Source organism: Aliirhizobium wenxiniae, assembly GCF_019511445.1.
Classification (GTDB): Bacteria; Pseudomonadota; Alphaproteobacteria; order Rhizobiales; family Rhizobiaceae; genus Neorhizobium; species Neorhizobium wenxiniae_A.
Window position 1 is genome coordinate 40,661 of record NZ_JAEUAN010000009.1, and the last position, 16,829, is coordinate 57,489.

Here is a 16,829-nt window from a genome sequence, read left to right on the forward strand (position 1 = left end):
GGGCAGTTATGCCCGATGAAAACCGTGATACGGCCTCTGTCGCAAGTCCGTCTCCAGTCAGGATAGTGCCTGAGATCCAAAAACGACATTAAGTTTTGTGTCGAACCCCTTGCACCCCTTGTCCGCAACAAACCGTAACACAAAGACATGCTGCGCCAACGCCATCCATGACAGGACAAATGTGTTGCACACACGGCTCGCCTTTCGGGGGCCTGCCCGTGTCAAATCACTGGAGCACCCATGTCTTTTATCCAACGGACCGATCGGCGACTTCTCGCAAGCGCCCTATACGTTACGCTCGCGATCGCCGGCACCGCTTCGACCTCGCTTGCTGCAGATGCGAGCCAGTCGGCACAGCCACCTGAACCCGCATTCGATCAGGAACGGTTCAACAACGAAAAACCGGACCGCAGCTGGAGCCTCATCGTTGGTGCCGGCGGGATCTACGAACCGGAATATGAAGGGGGCAAGGATTTTAAAATACAACCCGTCCCATTCGTGGTCTTCACCTATGGCGAATGGCTGGAGATCGATCCGACAGGCGTAACGGTCACGGCACTTGAGCACAACGGCTTCTCTCTTGCGGGCAAGGTCGGTTATGAAGGCGGTCGTGACGAAGACGACGCGGATCGCCTTAGAGGCCTCGGCGATATCGACTTCGCAGCTACGATTGGCGCCAAGGCCTCCTACAATTGGAACGGCTTCGAGATCTATGCCAGCGTCGACCAGACGATCAGCGGCAGCGAGAGCCTGATCGGCACATTCGGGGCCGAATACCAGGCACCGGTTACGGAACGGCTGATCCTCGGCGCAGGCGTCGAGGCGGTGGTCGCCAACGACAAGCATATGCAATCCTATTTCGGCGTGACCGCCGCCCAGGCTGCAAGATCCGGTCTTTCCGAATACAAGGCGGAAGCCGGCCTGAAACGTGTCAACGTTTCGGCATCAGCCATCTATATGCTGAGCGAAAACTGGCTGGTGCGCGGCGAAGCAGGCGTCGGCTTCCTGACCGGCGATGCCGCGGACAGCCCGATCGTGGAAGAAAAAACCCAGCCTTCCGCCTCTCTGTTCGTCGGCTACAAGTTCTAAGGCAAGCAGGCGCCATTCATGTTGAAAGCCGGGTGATGCCCGGCTTTTTCATTAGATACAACGCGCCTCGATATTGAGAGGCCTTAAGTCTTCAGGCCTGCTCGACATTCGCGGTAAACATATAACCACCAAGCCGCACCGTCTGTAGAAGGACGGGGGTTTTCGGATCAGCCTCGATCTTCTGTCTCAGACGGCTGATATGAACATCGACGCTGCGTTCGATCGGGCCCGCGAGACCGGTATGGGTGAGCGAAAGAAGTTCTTCGCGGGTAATGACGCGGCCGGGATTACGGCAGAAGGCCAGAAGCAGATCGAATTCCGTCGTCGTCACCGCAACTCTTGCGTTGCTCGGATCGTGCAACTGGCGACGCAGCGGATCGATCTGCCAACCTTCAAAGCGCAGTTTCCGCTGAACCGGCGTATTCACCAGACCATAGGATGCACGCCGAAGCAGGCTGCGGATACGGGCAACGACCTCGCGCGGGCTAAACGGCTTGGTGATATAATCGTCCGCGCCGACCTCAAGCCCAACGATACGGTCAACCTCTTCACCAAGTGCGGTCAGAAGGATGATCGGCGTCGTCTTTTCCGAGCGGATACGCCGGCAGATGCTCAGGCCATCCTCGCCGGGCAACATGACATCCAGGATGATGAGATCGAATTCGTTGCTCCGCAACAGGGCATTCATCACATGCCCGTCTTCGGCAACCGTCGCCACCATGCCGTTTTCCTGAATGGCCAGCGCCAGCAGCTTGCCGATTTCGGGATCGTCCTCGACAATCAGGATCTTCGCATTGGCTGAATTTACTTGCACGGCTTCTGTCCTTGATCGCCTGACTGCACGCGTTTCGCATGCCCGCCGGACAGCATATGTTTCGCTTTATTAAGTTTTGTTGCAAAGCATGGAAAGCGGCCGGCAAGGCAAGCTTCTACCGGATCACGGCTTGCCCGAAAACCTGCCCTCAAGGCTTGGTCAAAGGGTGTGCAACAATAAGAAACAAGACGAAATGAACCGGCCCTGTGGCCCGCACTAGGCTTGCCCCGAACATTCGGAGCAGACCTATCATGTCATCATACCCACGCAGCAAGCAGACGGGCTTCCACCTTTTCCTCGTCCTCATGACGACGCTGGTCACGAGCGTGGCATTTTATCTCAACCCCTCGATCGACATGGCCGTCTCCCAGTATTTCTTCGATGGCGAGCAGTTTCCCTTGAGGCATAACGGATCGCTGCAGGCGCTGCGGCAGGCGAATTTCTGGGCAGGCACTCTCGTTATCGGCGCCTCGGTCGCTCTGGTGATATCGCGCCGATTGCGGAAGGCGCTCGGTGTCAATCTGGGCCGCGCTCTTGTTCCGCTGATCACCTATGGCGTGGGTGTCGGCCTCATCGTCAACATGTTCCTGAAAGACACGTTTGGACGGGCAAGGCCGCGCGACACATTGGGCCTGGGTGGCGATCACCCCTTGTCCGCGGCCTGGGAACTGTCAGAAGCCTGCGCGTCGAATTGCTCCTTCACGTCCGGAGAGGCGGCAGGCGCGATGGCGATGATGTCTATGGTCTATCTCATTCCGGCCGGGCAAAGGACAACGCGCAGGATTGCGCAGCTTTTGCTTGGGCTGCTCGCGGTCGCATTGTCCTTCAACCGCATCCTGTTTGGCGGTCATTATCTCTCCGACGTCGTACTTTCCATGCTCATCGTCACGGTTGTGATGATGACGGCCGAATTGCTGGTTCGTCAGATCCAATGGGAAAGGCTTTTCCTCAAAAGAGGCCGCGCACGATTTGCGCGACGTACAAACGCCACCGGCATCGCCTTTACACGCGCCCGATGAAAGAGACCGGAGCTGGCCCATCAGCAATGTGCCAGCCGCCTCCCGGTCCATGCCCGACGACTTGGCGCAGGAGACGTATTGGCGTCCCGGCGCCTTTCGGCCTGAAACTCGAGCTTTCGAGCGAAAACGCTTCCCAACCCACAACATCGCCAACCCACAACATCGAAAGAGCTGACGACTATGCAAACTCCACTTCACGCCGGTTCTCATCAGCCCATCAGCCAGAACCTGCCCGACAGGGTCAGGAACGTCATCGCGACCTATCTAGATCTCCCGCGCGAACTCGTCATTGACGAGGCGAACCTATCGCATGATCTGGGCGCGGACTCACTGGAGATCACCGAGATGGTGATGGTCTTCGAGGAAGAGTTCGGTTTCAAGATCGACGACTACGCCGCCGATCGCTTCCTGACTGTCGGCGACATCATCAGGCACCTGCAGCTTCATGCGAGCGCTTAAGAACTGATCCGCTCCCCTGAAACCCGCTTGGCCGGACGGCGGCGGGCTCTCATGCGAGCCCGGATCAATCCGCTGTCGAACCTCCGCAATCGGCATCTGCGCAGGACCCCGATCTCCATCCGATAGAGGTTGCGCCGAATGGCCCGCAGAACATTTCCCCGTTTCATATTCCAGCTACTGATATCGGTCGCGTTAGCCGGTGCCCTTCTGGGCGGCCCCGTTATTCTGATGATTTTGGTTGAGCGCAGTTACTAGACGAGGCGGCTTTCCGGTGTTGCCACGGCCTCTTTCGCCCTGAACATCAGCGTTCCAACGCAGCCAGAAAAGATGACGAGGCCAGCCTGCGGAAGCTGGCCCCGTCCAGGCGCGCCGGGGATCGGCCCTAGGGGGAAATTGGGGCCGTGGATTGTGGCGCACCTGTTTACCGGACCTCTTTCATGTCCGCTTCGGCCGACTGGAGGAAAGGCCGGAAGATGTGGCCGGCACGATCGCCGGCTTCCGAGATGATCAGGTGCAAAGACGGGATCACGATCAGCGAAAGGAAGGTGGAAACCAGCAGTCCACCGATCACCGCGATTGCCATCGGCGCCCGAAACTCTCCCCCCTCTCCGATCCCGAAAGCCGAAGGCAGCATGCCGCCCACCATGGCAAGCGTCGTCATGATGATCGGGCGCGCCCGTTCTCGGCAGGCCTCGACGATCGCTTCGCCGCGGGAAAGCCCCTGTGCTTCCCGCTCGATGGCGAAATCGACCAGCATGATCGCATTCTTGGTGACGATGCCCATCAGCATCAGGATGCCGATCACCACCGGAAGGGATATCGGGTATCCGCTGACAAGCAGCGCTGCGACGACCCCGCCAATGGAGAGCGGCAGGGATGCCAGGATAGTCCATGGCGACAAGACGCTTCTGAAAAGCAGGATCAGAACGATCAGCACCAGCATGATGCCGCCACCCATCGCGACTGCAAAGCTTTCGAATATCTCGCCTTCGGTATCTGAATCGCCGGTCGCCTGGACACGCACGCCATCGGGCAGGCTCTTGACGCTCTCAAGCTGCATCAGGCGCTCCAGCCCCTGGCCTGACGTCAAGCCGTTTGCCATATCCACGCCGATCTCGATACGGCGCTGCCGGTCGAAGCGATCGATCGCCGCGACAGTTTCGTCAAAGCTGATCGAGGCAACTGCGGACAATGGCAATTGCCCACCATTCGCCGCAGGCACGCTCAGCGTTTCGAACACCGGCAACCTACCACGCGCAGCGCGATCAAGAAAGACGCGGATCGGAATCTGGCGCGATCCTTCGACGAAATTCGCCAGACGCGAATCCACATCGCCAATCGTCGAAATCCGCATCGTGCTGGCAATGGCTGCAGTCGATAGACCGAGCGTTGCTGCCTTTTCGGTATCGACCGTCATGCGAAGCTCCGGCCGCATCGCCATGTTTTCGCTCGACGGTCCGACGAAATTCCTATCCGCGGCCATCTCTCGCAGGATCCGGTCCGTCGCATCCTGAACGGCATCGCCGTCACTGCCCAGCACGGAGAAGGATATGTCGCGACCGCCGCGATCATTGAGGAAGCGCAGCCGAATATCGGGAATGTCGATCAACGCCTTTTCGAGTTCGGCTTCGATCGCAAAGGATGACCGGTTCCGCTCGGCCTTGTGCTTGAGGTCAACCGAAACGACGGCGTATCGCACATCCTGCTGACCGCTCATGCTCGATCCGGCCCGGACCAGCACACCCTCAACCTCATCGGCCATACCGATTTTCGCCGCTATCGCGTCGGTGACCTCACGGGTCTCGTCAAGGCTGGTACCGGGCGGCAGTTCTACGGTCAGCGTCAAACGCCCCGTATCTTCTTCCGGCAGAAACGTGGTCGGCACCGACATCAGCGAGATCATCGCCAAGGCGAACAGACCAAAGGCGGATGTCACCGTCACCCATTTCCAGCGCAGGGTCTGTTGCAAAAGTCGTTCATAGACGAGCGACAACGCCCCTTTCCGGGGCTCGACCGGCGGAGCCGTGGTCATGATATAGGCCGCCATGACCGGCGTAATCAACCGCGCAACGAGAAGGGAAAAGAACACGGCGATGGCCACGGTCAGTCCAAATTCCCGGAAATAAAGCCCGACCACACCGCTCATCAGCCCGACAGGCGCAAAGACGGCGATGATCGTTGCCGATATCGCAATCACCGCCAGGCCGATTTCGTCCGACGCATCAAGCGCCGCGCGATAGGCGGATTTGCCCATATTGCGATGCCGGACGACATTCTCGATCTCGACGATCGCGTCATCGACCAATATCCCCGTCACCAGCGTAATCGCCAAAAGACTGAGAATGTTGAGCGAGAACCCAAGCAGATCGATCGCAAAGAATGTCGGGATGATCGACAGGGGCAGAGCGACCGCCGCAACCAGCGTTGCCCGCCAGTCGCGCAGGAACAGAAACACGACGATGATCGAGAGTGCCGCGCCCTCAAGCAGGGTGTGCATCGCCGATCGATAATTTCCCTGCGTATAGGAAACAGTGTCATCGACGATTTCGAAACGAAGGCCGGGATGCCCGAGACCCAGTTTCTTGACTGCGCCTGCCACCTCCTTTGCAACAGTGACGTCGCTTGCCCCTTGCGAGCGATAGACGGAGAAACCGACAACATCCGTACCATTCAATGTGGCAAAGGCGCGGGGCTCGGCAAACGTATCGCTCACAGTCGCCACATCCGCCAGCCGCACCGAGTTTTCGCCTTTCAGCGAAAGCCGCGTTTCCGCAAGCCCCGCGACGGTACCGGCGGCGGCGACAGTGGTCAGCACCTGTTCGCGGCCTTCCATGTCGCTGCGCCCGCCCGATCGATCGAGCTGGCTCTCCATGATCGTCTCGTTCACCGTATTTACCGAGAGAGAAAGCGCCTGCAGCCGGTCGGCGTCGAGTTCGACGTGGATTTCCCGGTCGGCGCCACCGATACGCTCGATGCGTCCGACGCCGGAAAGTCCCTGGAGATCACGCTTCACCGTGTCGTCGATGAACCAGGAGAGTTCGGTCACTGTCATCTCCCGGCTGGAGACGGCATAGGTCACGATGGACTGCGCCTCTTCCTCGATCCGCTCGATGATCGGCTCATCGATCGTTCCCGGCAGATCGCCCCTGATCCTTGCGACGACATCGCGCACATCATTCATCGCCCGATCGGGCGTCACAAGACCGAGTTCGAATTCGACAGTTGTGACGGAGCGCCCCTCGCCGATCGTGGAGGACAGTTCCTTGATGGCCGGAAGCGCCGCGATTGCATTTTCGACAAGCCGCGTGACTTCGGTTTCCAGTTCAACCGGCGTGGCGCCCGATTGCTCGACGGTTATTTTCACCGCAGGCGTGATGATTGTCGGGAAATAGGTAACCGGCAACCGTGAGAAACTGTAGAGGCCGACAACCGTCAGGATGACGAACAGCAGGATGGATGGAAGCGGATTGCGGATCGCCCAGGCCGAGATATTGCCGTTCATCGCGCCATCTCCATGCTTTCCACAGTAAGCGCCGAGGCGATGTCAGCCGCTGCCGGCCGATCTGCCAGGGCGACAACGGCTCGAACCTTTTCTTGGGATTTCAGAAACCCGCCGGATTTCAGCACGACCATCTCGCCATCGCGGACGCCATTTAGGATTTCAACGAAACCATCCTGCCGGATACCGACAGTCACATCGCGACGGTCCACGACGCCATCCTTGACGACGAAAACATTGCTTGCGCCGCTTGCGGTATTGACCGCGCTGCCGGGCAGAAGAATGTTGCGCCTTGCCGATGCGCTGATGCTGCCGCGGGCGAAGACACCGGGTTTCAGTCCATTAGTTTCATCGAGTTCGATGCGCACTTCGCCGCTGCGTGTGAGCGGATCGACCTGCGCCGCGTTCAGCCGCACTCTACCGCCGAGCTGGCCTTCATATCCTGGCAAGCTTATCTGCGCGCGCATGCCCTCATCGAGCCGCAGAAAGCTCGTCTCCGTCACCTGCGTGGCAAATTCGATAGTGGCGTCCTTCGCGATAACGAAGAGCGGGCTCGCGGCCGCCGAGGTCATGGCGCCAATCCGGGCCGTTCGCTTGAGCACCAGCCCGGCATCCGGCGCGCGGACAGTGCTACGCTCGATCGTCAGCTCGATGTCCTTTCGCTCGCGGGCAATCAGTTCGGCATCTGCTTCCGAGAGAGCAAGCGACTGCCGCGCGAGCCTCAACTCGGCAACTGCGCGGGCATGGGCATTTTCGTGCTCGTCCAGAACCTGCTGGGACACAGCCCCCTTGGGCTGAAGCGCACGGCTGCGCTCCAGCACCTTGCGGGCTTCGGCCTCGCTCACCGCCGCAATCTCCAGCCTGCTGCCCTCGACTTCGGCTGCGGCTCTTGCCCGCAACATGCTCACCGAATTCTTGTCGAGCAGCATTCGCGCTTCTGTCATGTCGAGCAGGGCAAGCGGCTGCCCCTTCTCGACCCGTTGCCCGACTTCGATGAGGATATGTGCGATCACCCTGCCCTCGATGAAGGGATGAACCTCCACCTCTTCTCTGGCAACAAGCGAGCCGACGACGGGAATCTTTTCCACCACCTCGGCCTGCCGGGCAACGACGACCGTGACCGGCACCTGGCCTTCAGCCTGTGACGCCGAGTAAAAAGCAAGCCAAAGCAACAGCGCCGAAACGACGAGACGTAGTTGCGGCAGCACTGATCGGGATATCCCGCACATGAAGCATCCTTCCGGTTGATCCGCAGCTCTCTGCGGATGATTTAGAAGGAAGGGTAGCGATCAGCCGCCGCGTCAGTGTGTCGTCACGTTAAGAAAGGTTACGCCCGGCAGGATGATTGATAATCGGCGGCTAAAGCCCGATGATCGCCGGCCACCAGCCAAGGCCAACGAAGAGACTGCCGGCAATACCGGGAAGCAGCGGCAGAAAACGTCGATGCGGAGCAACCTGCTGCCGTTCGAGGATCTTTATGCCGAGCCAGACACTCCATAAAAGTCCCGTCAGGAACAAACCGCCGCGGATAGCGCCTGCACCACTTTCCCCGAAAGCCGTATAGCACAGCGGCTCAAGCAATTCCGCGCCGAGCCCAATAATCAGGCTGATAAGCGCGATCGGCGCATATTGATAACCGAGTTCGGTAAACAGCTGGCCGAAACCGCCATCCGCTCCTGCACGCTTCGCCAAAAATGCGCTCGCCGCCGTCAACAGCGCAAGAACAGCCGTCAACGCTGCCATGACCACCAGCATGAAGAGGACGATCATGACGAAATCAAGCCAGCGGAACACTTCCGCGCGCGCCGGATGAACACTCATCAGCCATGACGGGCCGATGGCGGTCACCCAGTTCCAGTGATGTTCGATTGCAAACACGCCGAATGCCTGTCGCCATTGCTGGTATTGCGGCAGGACCAGCCAGAGAAAGCCACCAAGCGCTACGCCGGTATCGAGAAACAGGAACCACGCTTCCGCCTTGTTGGCGCGGTGATCGCGGATCTCCTCGATCTCACGGCCCGGCCGGCGGAGATCCAGCCGGATACTGCCCGCCGCCTGGGGATGTACACAGCGGAAGCATTCGATGCAGTGCCGACTTTCGCTCTTGCGCGGCAGATCGATCATCGTCGGACAGGCACCCTTCTGGCTATAGGCGTCACCGCCGGGCAACCGGATTTTCGGCGTGAACTGCACGGCCCCAAGCCGCGAATAAAGCCCGAGCACCCGGCCGATCGGGCAGAGATGCCGGCACCAGACCCGTTTCTTGCGGCCATAAAGACCGCCGATCGCAATCGCCAGCAGCATCGTGCCGCCGAAAAGCCCTGCGGCAGCTTCGGGATGATCGCGCACACCGATCGTCTGGCCGTAAAGCGTCATGACGATGAAGCTCAGCGCGGGCGTTCCTTCCCAACGTATCCAGGCCGGGATCCGGCGCTGCAGGCCATACCGATTGGCAAGCTCTGACGCCGCGCCCATGGGACATAAAAGGCCACACCAAATCCGCCCGAAAACGATGACGGAAAGAAACACCAGCGGAAACCAGATCCCCCAGAGCAGGTATTGCAGCGCCAGCGTTCCATTCGACAGCGGGCCCGTCTCGGCTGGCGGATCGGGCAACAGAAGCGGCAGGCCAAGCACAGCTAAAAACAGGACAAACATCACGCCCTGGATGCCCCAGAAATACGGGCGCGTCCGCACGAAGAACGCTTCCAGCCCCACCAGCCAGGCCGAACGTTCGGGCAATTCGTCAGAAGCCGGCTGCGGCGATGGCTGGAACGATGCCGAGGAAGCGAAATCACGATGACGGTAAATCTCTGTCATTTCATCTCTTTCGGCATTTAAGCAACCTATGCGCGTAAATATGTCGCACATCCGTGACGGAACGAGATAGTCTATAAATCAGGATAGTCACTCTCATATTTAACATGGAGATCGACTGCAGTATTTGAGTTTTGTCATTTTATTTCATCATCTTACAACAAAAGTTGCGCCATTGACTCCACATTAATCCAAGCAGATGTTGACGCCATATTCTTCCGAAAAAGGACCTGTTATGCGCGAAAAAAACATCTTCAAGACGGCCCTTTTGCCGGCTGCCTTCGCTGCTGCGTCAATCTTTTCCGCCGGGTCGGCGGCAGCCCTGGAATACCCGATCGGTGAACCGCAGGAAGGCGGCGGCATGGAAGTCGCAGCCGTCTATCTGCAGCCGATCCTGATGGAACCTGCCCATATGATGCGTGCAGCCGCCGACTCCGACGTGCATCTGGAAGCCGATATCCACGCCACGCGGGACAACAAGAACGGGTTTGCCAATGGCGACTGGGTGCCGAACCTGACGATCAGCTATGTGCTGACCAAGGGCGGCGCAAAAGTCTCGGAAGGCCCGCTGATGCCCATGGTTGCCTCCGACGGGCCGCATTACGGCGACAACGTCAAGCTCGATGGCCCCGGCGAATACCACCTCGTATTCAAGATCGCAGCACCCGACGGCATGATGTTCGGCCGCCATGTCGATGACGAGACCGGCGTTGCCAAGTGGTTCGAGCCGTTCGAGACCAGCTATGACTTCACCTTCACAGGCGTGGGCAAAAAGGGTGGCTACTGATCACTCTTCCCCCCGCAAGGAACAGTGCCTTGGCCTCACCATGGCGCTGTTCCTGGCCTTTTCGCTTGTCCCGCCGGGGCAAGCGATTGCCGAAGACGATCCGAGCTTCACCATAACTTTCAACGATGGCGAGGTCTCGCCATCGCGTCTCGAAGTGCCGGCAGAAACCCGCTTCGAGATCCGGCTGATCAACAAAGGCCAGACGCCAGCGGAATTCGAAAGCATTCCTCTGAGCAAGGAAAAGGTGATCGGGCCGGGTGTCTCGACCTTCATCGTCATCAAATATCTCGATCCGGGCGAGTATTCGTTCTTCGACGATTTTCACCCGGACGCCTCGCCTGCGGTTCTTGTCGCGGTTCCTTCAGAGGACTGACATGTTTGCGTCCATTGCCTTTGTCGTCTGGCGCGAGAGCGTCGAAGCCCTGCTGGTGATCGGCATTCTCGATGCCTGGCTGGTCAGCCGGAACATCGAGACCCGCCGCGCCCGCGGCTTTCTCTGGGGCGGTGCCGCCGCGGGCCTGGCTGTTGCCGGTGTACTGGCAATCATCCTGCTCTGGCTTGGTGAAGCTGTCTCCGATGACACCCAGACGACCTACCAGACGGTGATAGCGCTGCTTGCGGCAGCTCTCATCCTTCAGATGGTATTCTGGATGCGCAGCCACGGCCGTTCGATGCGCAGCGAACTCGAAGCATCCCTGAGCACGGCAGTGACCGCCGGCAGTTGGTGGGGTGTTTTCGCCCTGGCGCTGATCGCCGTTGCCCGCGAAGGCAGCGAGACCGTCGTCTTCGTCTACGGCATTCTGTCCGCAGGCGTCATGGGCTCGCTGTTTTCCGGTATCCTTGCCGGATTGACCGGGTTTGTGGCAGCCGCAATCACCTATGCCCTGTTGATGACAGGCAGCCGCGTCATCTCCTGGCGGCTTTTCTTCCGCGTTTCGGAAATCGTGCTTCTCTTCCTCGCCTGCGGCCTGCTGATGACCGGCATCGACGGGCTGATCAATCTCGATATCCTGCCCCGCCTGTCACGCGCGCTGTGGAACAGCAACTTCCTGCTCTCCGACGGCACCACCGCCGGTGGCTTCTTCGCGTCGATGACTGGTTATCGCGCCCGCCCCAACCTGATGCAGCTCATCGCCTTCGGCGGCTACTGGCTCACGGTGCTGGCCGTCATCTACCGGCCACGCAAAGGCAAATTGTCCGCTGCATGAACTATCCGCGCTACAATGCGCGGATATAGCCGCTCAACCGCTCGGCCGCGTCCTCGATCTGCTTGGGATCGCGCAGATAACAGGCCCGCATGAAGGTCTCCCCACCCACGCCAAACGCGGTCCCCGGTGCCAGGCCGACACCGGTCGCATCGACGATCTTGAAGGCTTCCGCACGCGCATCCGTCACGCCGTCGATCTTGAGAAACGCGTAGAGCGCGCCCGGCGGGCGGCGGGTCTCGACCCGGTTCGTCGCCACCAGCGCATCGCAGAGAATGTCGCGCGAGGTCCGCGCCCGCTCAATATTGGTGCGGACGAAATCGTCCCCCTGATCGAGCGCTGCAATCGCCCCCTTCTGCATGAACTGCGCCACGCCGGAGGTGGAATACTGGATGAGGTTGGTCAGCGTCTGGCCGATTTCTGCCGGCGCCACCATCCAGCCGACACGCCAGCCGGTCATGCACCAGTTCTTAGAGAAGGACTGGGCAAAGATGATCCGATCGTCCTTGTCCATCACATCCATGAAGGACGGCGCGCGGGCGCCATCGAAATAATAAAGACCATAGATCTCGTCGGCGATAATCCAGAGACCATGCTTGCGGGCGAGATCGAGCACGGCAGCCAGATCTTCCTTCGTCGCGGTCCAACCGGTCGGGTTGGACGGCGAGTTGATGAACAGCGCCTTGGTATTCGGCGTGATCGTGGAAGCAAGGCGGTCGATATCGATCTTCCATTGCCCGTCGACGAAATCCAGCGCCACCGCTTTCGGCTTCACCTCGGCCACCAGCGCGGCATGCATCGCATTCGGCCATGACGGCGAAAAATAGATGATCTCGTCACCGGCCGAGACCGTCGCCTGGATCGCCAGCACGATCGACTGCATGCCCGACCCGGTCACATAGATATTCTCGACCAAAAGATCGGTCGCGTAATGGCGCTGGTAGTACCGGACGATCGCCTGGCGAAGCTCGGGGATGCCTTGTGTCCAGGTATAGAAGGTCTCACCCGCCAGCAGTGCATCTGCCGCCGTCTTCGTGATGAAATCCGGCGTCGGCAAATCACCCTCGCCGATCCAGAGCGGCATCAGGTTCTCGCGCCCCCTGGCATAGGTGACGATTTCGCCAATGCCGCTGCGCGGTGCTGCCGCGGCGCGGGCGCTGATATCCGGTCTGATAAAATTCATGAAAGGGTGTCTCGACTTGAAGAAAATCAAATTGCAGGGCGAAAGGACTAAGCGCGTCGATTGTGGTCGTCAACGGGCAGAACCGGAGCGGCAGCCGAAAAATCTCAGAGCCGCGCCCTTGTGCTGCGCGGCGTCGCCAGAAGCAGGTTCGTCTCGCTGGCGGTGATGCCCTGAACCAGCCTTATGCGGCGCAGCACATTGTCGAAATCGGCAAGCGTCGCCGTCCCCAGTTCGACGATCAGGTCCCACCTGCCGTTGGTCGTGTGGATCTCGGAGACCTCGGGAAACCCGCCAAGCGTCTGGATCACCCGGTCGGCCACCCGCCCCTCGATCTCCACCATCATGATGCCACGCACCGGCAGTTCCACCGCATCCGCTCTCAGGATCACCGTGTAGCCTAAAATGTCGCGGTTGCGCTCCAGCTTTTCCATGCGCGCCCGCACAGTCGCTCTCGACGTGCCGAGATCAGCCGCTAGATCCGAAATGCTGCGGCGGGCATCGTGACGCAAAAGCGTCACCAGCTTGTGGTCGAATTCATCCATGGACAAATTGATAGATCATGCTGCCGAAATGAAAAGCCATTTTATCAATTTTGGCAAATCGATCTATTCAATCCGCCACGAACTCATGATCATTTTCAGATAAACGGAGTGATGACATGCATTGCAGACTGATCGGTATTCCTCTTCAGGACGGCGCTTCCCGGCTTGGCTGTGAAATGGGCCCGAGCGCGCTGCGCGTCGCCGATCTGGCGGGCGCTCTTGAAGGTCTCGGCCATGAGGTCACCGATATCGGCAATGTCGTCATCGATGCGCTTCCCGATATCCGCCACCCCAATCCGGCCGTGCGCAACCTGCCGCAGATCGCTGCCTGGACAAAGCTTTTGACCGAGGTCGCCTATCGCGAGGCAGGCAAAGGCATGCCGATCTTCATGGGCGGTGATCATGCGCTTTCCGCCGGTACCGTCGCCGGTGTCGCCCGCCACGCGGCCGATGTGGGCCGTCCGCTCTTCGTCCTCTGGCTCGATGCGCACACGGATTTCCACACGCTGGAATCGACCACGAGCGGCAACCTGCATGGCCTTCCCGCCGCCTATTACACCGGCCAGCCCGGTTTCGAAGGCTACCTGCCGCCGCTCTCCCACGCCGTCGACCCGGCCAATCTCTGCATGATCGGCATCCGCAGCGTCGATCCGGCGGAGCGTGAGGCACTGAAGCGCAATGCCGTCACCGTACACGACATGCGCAGCATCGACGAACATGGTGTCGGCGTGCTTATCCGTCGTTTCATCGATGAGGTCACAGCCGCCAACGGCATGCTGCATGTCAGCCTCGACGTCGATTTTCTCGACCCGTCGATTGCGCCCGCCGTCGGCACCACGGTTCCGGGCGGTGCCACTTTCCGCGAGGCGCATCTCGTCATGGAAATGCTGCATGACAGCGGCCTCGTCACCAGCCTCGATCTGGTCGAGCTCAACCCCTTCCTCGACGAGCGCGGCCGCACCGCCACGCTTCTCGTCGATCTCACCGCCAGCCTGATGGGACGCACCGTCCTCGACCGACCGACAAGGAGCTACTGATGCCGGCCGAACAGAACCTCAACATCGTCCCCTTCATCAGCGTCGAGAACATGATGGATCTCGTGCTGTCCACCGGCACAGAAACATTCCTCAAGGAACTCGCCGCCTATGTGGAAGAGGATTTTTGCCGTTGGGAGCTGTTCGACAAGGTCGCCCGCATCGCCTCGCATTCCCGCGACGGCGTGATCGAACTGATGCCGGCCAGCGACGGCGCGCTCTACGCGTTCAAATATGTCAACGGCCACCCGAAGAACACCAGGAGCGGCCGCCAGACAGTGACAGCCTTCGGCGTGCTGTCGGATGTCGATAGCGGCTATCCGCTGCTCCTGTCGGAAATGACCATCCTCACCGCTCTGCGCACCGCCGCCACCTCGGCGGTCGCCGCAAAGCACCTCGCGCCGAAGGGCGCAAAGACCATGGCGCTGATCGGCAACGGCGCCCAGAGCGAATTCCAGGCGCTCGCCTTCCGCTCGCTTCTCGGCATCGAAAGCCTGCGCCTCTACGATATCGACCCGGCCGCCACCGAGCGCTGCCGCCGCAACCTCTCGCATCTCGGGCTGAACATCACCGCCTGCCGCTCGGCGGAAGAAGCGGTCGAGGGTGCGCAGATCATCACCACCGCCACCGCCGACAAGCAGAACGCCACCATTCTCAGCCACAACATGATCGGCCCCGGCGTGCATATCAACGCCGTCGGCGGCGATTGCCCCGGCAAGACGGAACTGCACCGGGACATCCTCACCCGCTCATCGATCTTCGTCGAATACCCGCCGCAGACCCGCATCGAAGGCGAGATCCAGCAGCTCGCCCCCGATCATCCGGTCACCGAACTCTGGAAGGTCATCACCGGCCAGACGACCGGCCGCGAGAGTGACACACAGATCACCCTGTTCGACAGCGTCGGCTTTGCCACGGAAGACTTTTCCGCGCTGCGTTATGTCTATGACAAGCTGAAGGGCAGCACCCGTTTCGAAAAGCTCGATCTGCTCGCCGACCCCGACGAGCCGCGCGACCTGTTCGGCATGCTCCTGCGCCGCCAGGCGGCAGCGCAGAATTCACCGGAAGCGGTTACCGCTTAACCCCGATTGGTCGGGTTGCGGCCCATATCGATCTTTTCCGGCCGGCCGTCGAGCTGAAGACGCGAAATCTTCGGCTCGGTGCGGGCGATCACCTTGCCACGACGGATCACCGCAAGCCGTGTCGGCTTCAGCCGCAGCGCTTCGAGCACGTCCTCCGCCTGCAGCATGACGAGATCGGCATTGCAGCCGACAGACAGGCCGTAGTTTTCAAGACCCATCGTCTTTGCCGAATTGACGGTCAGCGCATCGAAGATCTTCCGCTTGTCCTCGACGCCGGACATCTGCGCCACATGGATCGCCATATGGCCGACTTCCAGCATGTCGCCGGAACCCATCGAGTACCAGGGGTCCATCACGCAGTCATGGCCGAAGGAGACGTTGAGGCCCGCCGCCATCAACTCGCGCACCCGCGTCATGCCGCGGCGCTTCGGATAGGTGTCGTGGCGCCCCTGCAGCATGATGTTGATCAGCGGATTGGGGATGACGTTGATCTGAGCTTCCGCCATCAGCGGGATCAGCTTCGAGACGTAATAATTGTCCATCGAGTGCATCGAGGTCAGGTGCGAACCGGCAACCCGTCCCTGCAGGCCGAAACGCACGGTCTGGGCAGAGAGCGTCTCGATATGACGAGACATCGGATCATCCGTCTCGTCGCAGTGCATGTCGACCGGCAGGCCGCGATCGGCGGCAATGCGGCAAAGCGCTTCAACCGAAGCGGCCCCATCCTGCATGGTGCGCTCGAAATGCGGAATGCCGCCGACGATATCGACGCCCATGTCGAGCGCCCGTTCCAGCGATTTCACGCCATCGGCAGCACGATAGTAACCATCCTGCGGGAAGGCCACGAGCTGCAGGTCGATATAGGGCGCAACGCGCTCCTTCACTTCCAGCATGGCTTCTGCCGTGACCAGTCGCGGATCGGACGTGTCGACATGGGTGCGGATATGCAAAAGCCCCTGAGAGACGGCGAGATCGCAATAGGCGAGCGCCCGCTCGACCAGCGCTTCCTTCGTCAGCATCGGCCGAAGCTCGCCCCAGAGCGCGATTCCTTCCAACAGTGTGCCGGACGTGTTCATCCGCGGCAGGCCGAGCGACAGGGTGGCATCCATATGAAAATGCGGATCGACGAAGGATGTGCTGACCAGCCGGTTCGTCGCATCGATCGTTTCACGCGCTTCACCTGCGATATTCGCCTCGATCGCGGCGATCTTGCCACCGGTCACGGCGATATCGACGCCCTTGCGGCCATCCGGCAGGTTGGCGTTTTTGATGATGAGATCGAACATTTTAAAACTCCTC

15 protein-coding genes are annotated in these 16,829 nt (G+C 60.1%); 8 read left to right on the forward strand and 7 right to left on the reverse strand.

Annotated elements, in window-relative coordinates:
• Positions 1-240 precede the first annotated feature (240 nt).
• A complete protein-coding gene (locus JNB91_RS12715) occupies positions 241-1,089 on the forward strand; it encodes a MipA/OmpV family protein (protein ID WP_220325887.1) in 849 nt (282 codons plus the stop codon).
• Positions 1,090-1,180: 91 nt separating this feature from the next.
• Here JNB91_RS12715 and JNB91_RS12720 read toward each other — a convergent pair whose 3' ends face one another.
• Complete coding sequence (locus tag JNB91_RS12720; protein WP_220325888.1) at positions 1,181-1,903, reverse strand: response regulator transcription factor; 723 nt, start codon at positions 1,901-1,903, stop codon at positions 1,181-1,183.
• Positions 1,904-2,154: 251 nt separating this feature from the next.
• Here JNB91_RS12720 and JNB91_RS12725 point away from each other — a divergent pair, with 251 nt between their 5' ends.
• Together JNB91_RS12725 and JNB91_RS12730 are read left to right on the forward strand one after the other, a co-directional pair.
• A complete protein-coding gene (locus JNB91_RS12725) occupies positions 2,155-2,922 on the forward strand; it encodes a phosphatase PAP2 family protein (RefSeq protein WP_220325889.1) in 768 nt (255 codons plus the stop codon).
• 180 nt (positions 2,923-3,102) lie between these two features.
• Complete coding sequence (locus JNB91_RS12730) at positions 3,103-3,381, forward strand: acyl carrier protein (RefSeq protein WP_220325890.1); 279 nt, start codon at positions 3,103-3,105, stop codon at positions 3,379-3,381.
• A gap of 421 nt (positions 3,382-3,802) precedes the next feature.
• Here JNB91_RS12730 and JNB91_RS12735 read toward each other — a convergent pair whose 3' ends face one another.
• The 3 genes from JNB91_RS12735 to JNB91_RS12745 form a co-directional block, all read right to left on the reverse strand.
• The gene (locus JNB91_RS12735; protein ID WP_220325891.1) at positions 3,803-6,883 is read right to left on the reverse strand and encodes an efflux RND transporter permease subunit; all 3,081 of its coding nucleotides are present in this window, start codon (positions 6,881-6,883) and stop codon (positions 3,803-3,805) included.
• On the reverse strand, positions 6,880-8,109 hold the full coding sequence (locus JNB91_RS12740) for an efflux RND transporter periplasmic adaptor subunit (protein WP_222857522.1): 1,230 nt from the start codon (positions 8,107-8,109) through the stop codon (positions 6,880-6,882). Before JNB91_RS12740 ends, JNB91_RS12735 begins: the two co-directional genes overlap by 4 nt.
• Before the next feature lie 130 nt (positions 8,110-8,239).
• Positions 8,240-9,700, reverse strand: a complete 1,461-nt coding sequence (locus JNB91_RS12745; RefSeq protein ID WP_220325892.1) for a 4Fe-4S binding protein — start codon at positions 9,698-9,700, stop codon at positions 8,240-8,242.
• 232 nt (positions 9,701-9,932) lie between these two features.
• Between JNB91_RS12745 and JNB91_RS12750 the strand changes: the two genes are divergently transcribed.
• From JNB91_RS12750 to JNB91_RS12760, 3 genes are read left to right on the forward strand one after another with little or no spacing between them, the layout of a single operon-like run.
• On the forward strand, positions 9,933-10,484 hold the full coding sequence (locus tag JNB91_RS12750) for an iron transporter (RefSeq protein WP_220325893.1): 552 nt from the start codon (positions 9,933-9,935) through the stop codon (positions 10,482-10,484).
• A complete protein-coding gene (locus tag JNB91_RS12755) occupies positions 10,474-10,857 on the forward strand; it encodes a cupredoxin domain-containing protein (RefSeq protein WP_346269319.1) in 384 nt (127 codons plus the stop codon). Before JNB91_RS12750 ends, JNB91_RS12755 begins: the two co-directional genes overlap by 11 nt.
• Position 10,858: 1 nt before the next feature.
• Positions 10,859-11,692 (forward strand): FTR1 family iron permease, encoded by an 834-nt coding sequence (locus JNB91_RS12760; protein WP_220325894.1) that lies wholly within the window; start codon positions 10,859-10,861, stop codon positions 11,690-11,692.
• 10 nt (positions 11,693-11,702) lie between these two features.
• On the opposite strand, the gene JNB91_RS12765 is transcribed toward JNB91_RS12760, so the two are convergent.
• Both JNB91_RS12765 and JNB91_RS12770 read right to left on the reverse strand, forming a co-directional pair.
• The gene (locus JNB91_RS12765) at positions 11,703-12,872 is read right to left on the reverse strand and encodes a pyridoxal phosphate-dependent aminotransferase (RefSeq protein ID WP_220325895.1); all 1,170 of its coding nucleotides are present in this window, start codon (positions 12,870-12,872) and stop codon (positions 11,703-11,705) included.
• A 104-nt stretch (positions 12,873-12,976) separates the two neighbouring features.
• Positions 12,977-13,414, reverse strand: a complete 438-nt coding sequence (locus JNB91_RS12770; RefSeq protein WP_112458223.1) for an Lrp/AsnC family transcriptional regulator — start codon at positions 13,412-13,414, stop codon at positions 12,977-12,979.
• A gap of 116 nt (positions 13,415-13,530) precedes the next feature.
• Here JNB91_RS12770 and rocF point away from each other — a divergent pair, with 116 nt between their 5' ends.
• On the forward strand, positions 13,531-14,451 hold the full coding sequence (rocF, locus tag JNB91_RS12775) for an arginase (protein ID WP_220325896.1): 921 nt from the start codon (positions 13,531-13,533) through the stop codon (positions 14,449-14,451).
• A complete protein-coding gene (locus JNB91_RS12780) occupies positions 14,451-15,530 on the forward strand; it encodes an ornithine cyclodeaminase (RefSeq protein WP_220325897.1) in 1,080 nt (359 codons plus the stop codon). Before rocF ends, JNB91_RS12780 begins: the two co-directional genes overlap by 1 nt.
• Here the strand turns inward: JNB91_RS12780 and JNB91_RS12785 are convergent.
• Positions 15,527-16,816 (reverse strand): amidohydrolase family protein, encoded by a 1,290-nt coding sequence (locus JNB91_RS12785; RefSeq protein WP_220325898.1) that lies wholly within the window; start codon positions 16,814-16,816, stop codon positions 15,527-15,529. The two genes, JNB91_RS12780 and JNB91_RS12785, sit on opposite strands and share 4 nt — an antisense overlap.
• Positions 16,817-16,829: the final 13 nt, after the last annotated feature.

Coding starts and splice junctions, on each gene's coding strand:
- JNB91_RS12715 (WP_220325887.1), top strand. CDS start 241: ATGTCTTTTATCCAACGGACCGATCGGCGACTTCTCGCAAGCGCCCTA.
- JNB91_RS12725 (WP_220325889.1), top strand. CDS start 2,155: ATGTCATCATACCCACGCAGCAAGCAGACGGGCTTCCACCTTTTCCTC.
- JNB91_RS12730 (WP_220325890.1), top strand. CDS start 3,103: ATGCAAACTCCACTTCACGCCGGTTCTCATCAGCCCATCAGCCAGAAC.
- JNB91_RS12735 (WP_220325891.1), bottom strand. CDS start 6,883: ATGAACGGCAATATCTCGGCCTGGGCGATCCGCAATCCGCTTCCATCC.
- JNB91_RS12740 (WP_222857522.1), bottom strand. CDS start 8,109: ATGTGCGGGATATCCCGATCAGTGCTGCCGCAACTACGTCTCGTCGTT.
- JNB91_RS12745 (WP_220325892.1), bottom strand. CDS start 9,700: ATGACAGAGATTTACCGTCATCGTGATTTCGCTTCCTCGGCATCGTTC.
- JNB91_RS12750 (WP_220325893.1), top strand. CDS start 9,933: ATGCGCGAAAAAAACATCTTCAAGACGGCCCTTTTGCCGGCTGCCTTC.
- JNB91_RS12760 (WP_220325894.1), top strand. CDS start 10,859: ATGTTTGCGTCCATTGCCTTTGTCGTCTGGCGCGAGAGCGTCGAAGCC.
- JNB91_RS12765 (WP_220325895.1), bottom strand. CDS start 12,872: ATGAATTTTATCAGACCGGATATCAGCGCCCGCGCCGCGGCAGCACCG.
- JNB91_RS12770 (WP_112458223.1), bottom strand. CDS start 13,414: ATGGATGAATTCGACCACAAGCTGGTGACGCTTTTGCGTCACGATGCC.
- rocF (WP_220325896.1), top strand. CDS start 13,531: ATGCATTGCAGACTGATCGGTATTCCTCTTCAGGACGGCGCTTCCCGG.
- JNB91_RS12780 (WP_220325897.1), top strand. CDS start 14,451: ATGCCGGCCGAACAGAACCTCAACATCGTCCCCTTCATCAGCGTCGAG.
- JNB91_RS12785 (WP_220325898.1), bottom strand. CDS start 16,816: ATGTTCGATCTCATCATCAAAAACGCCAACCTGCCGGATGGCCGCAAG.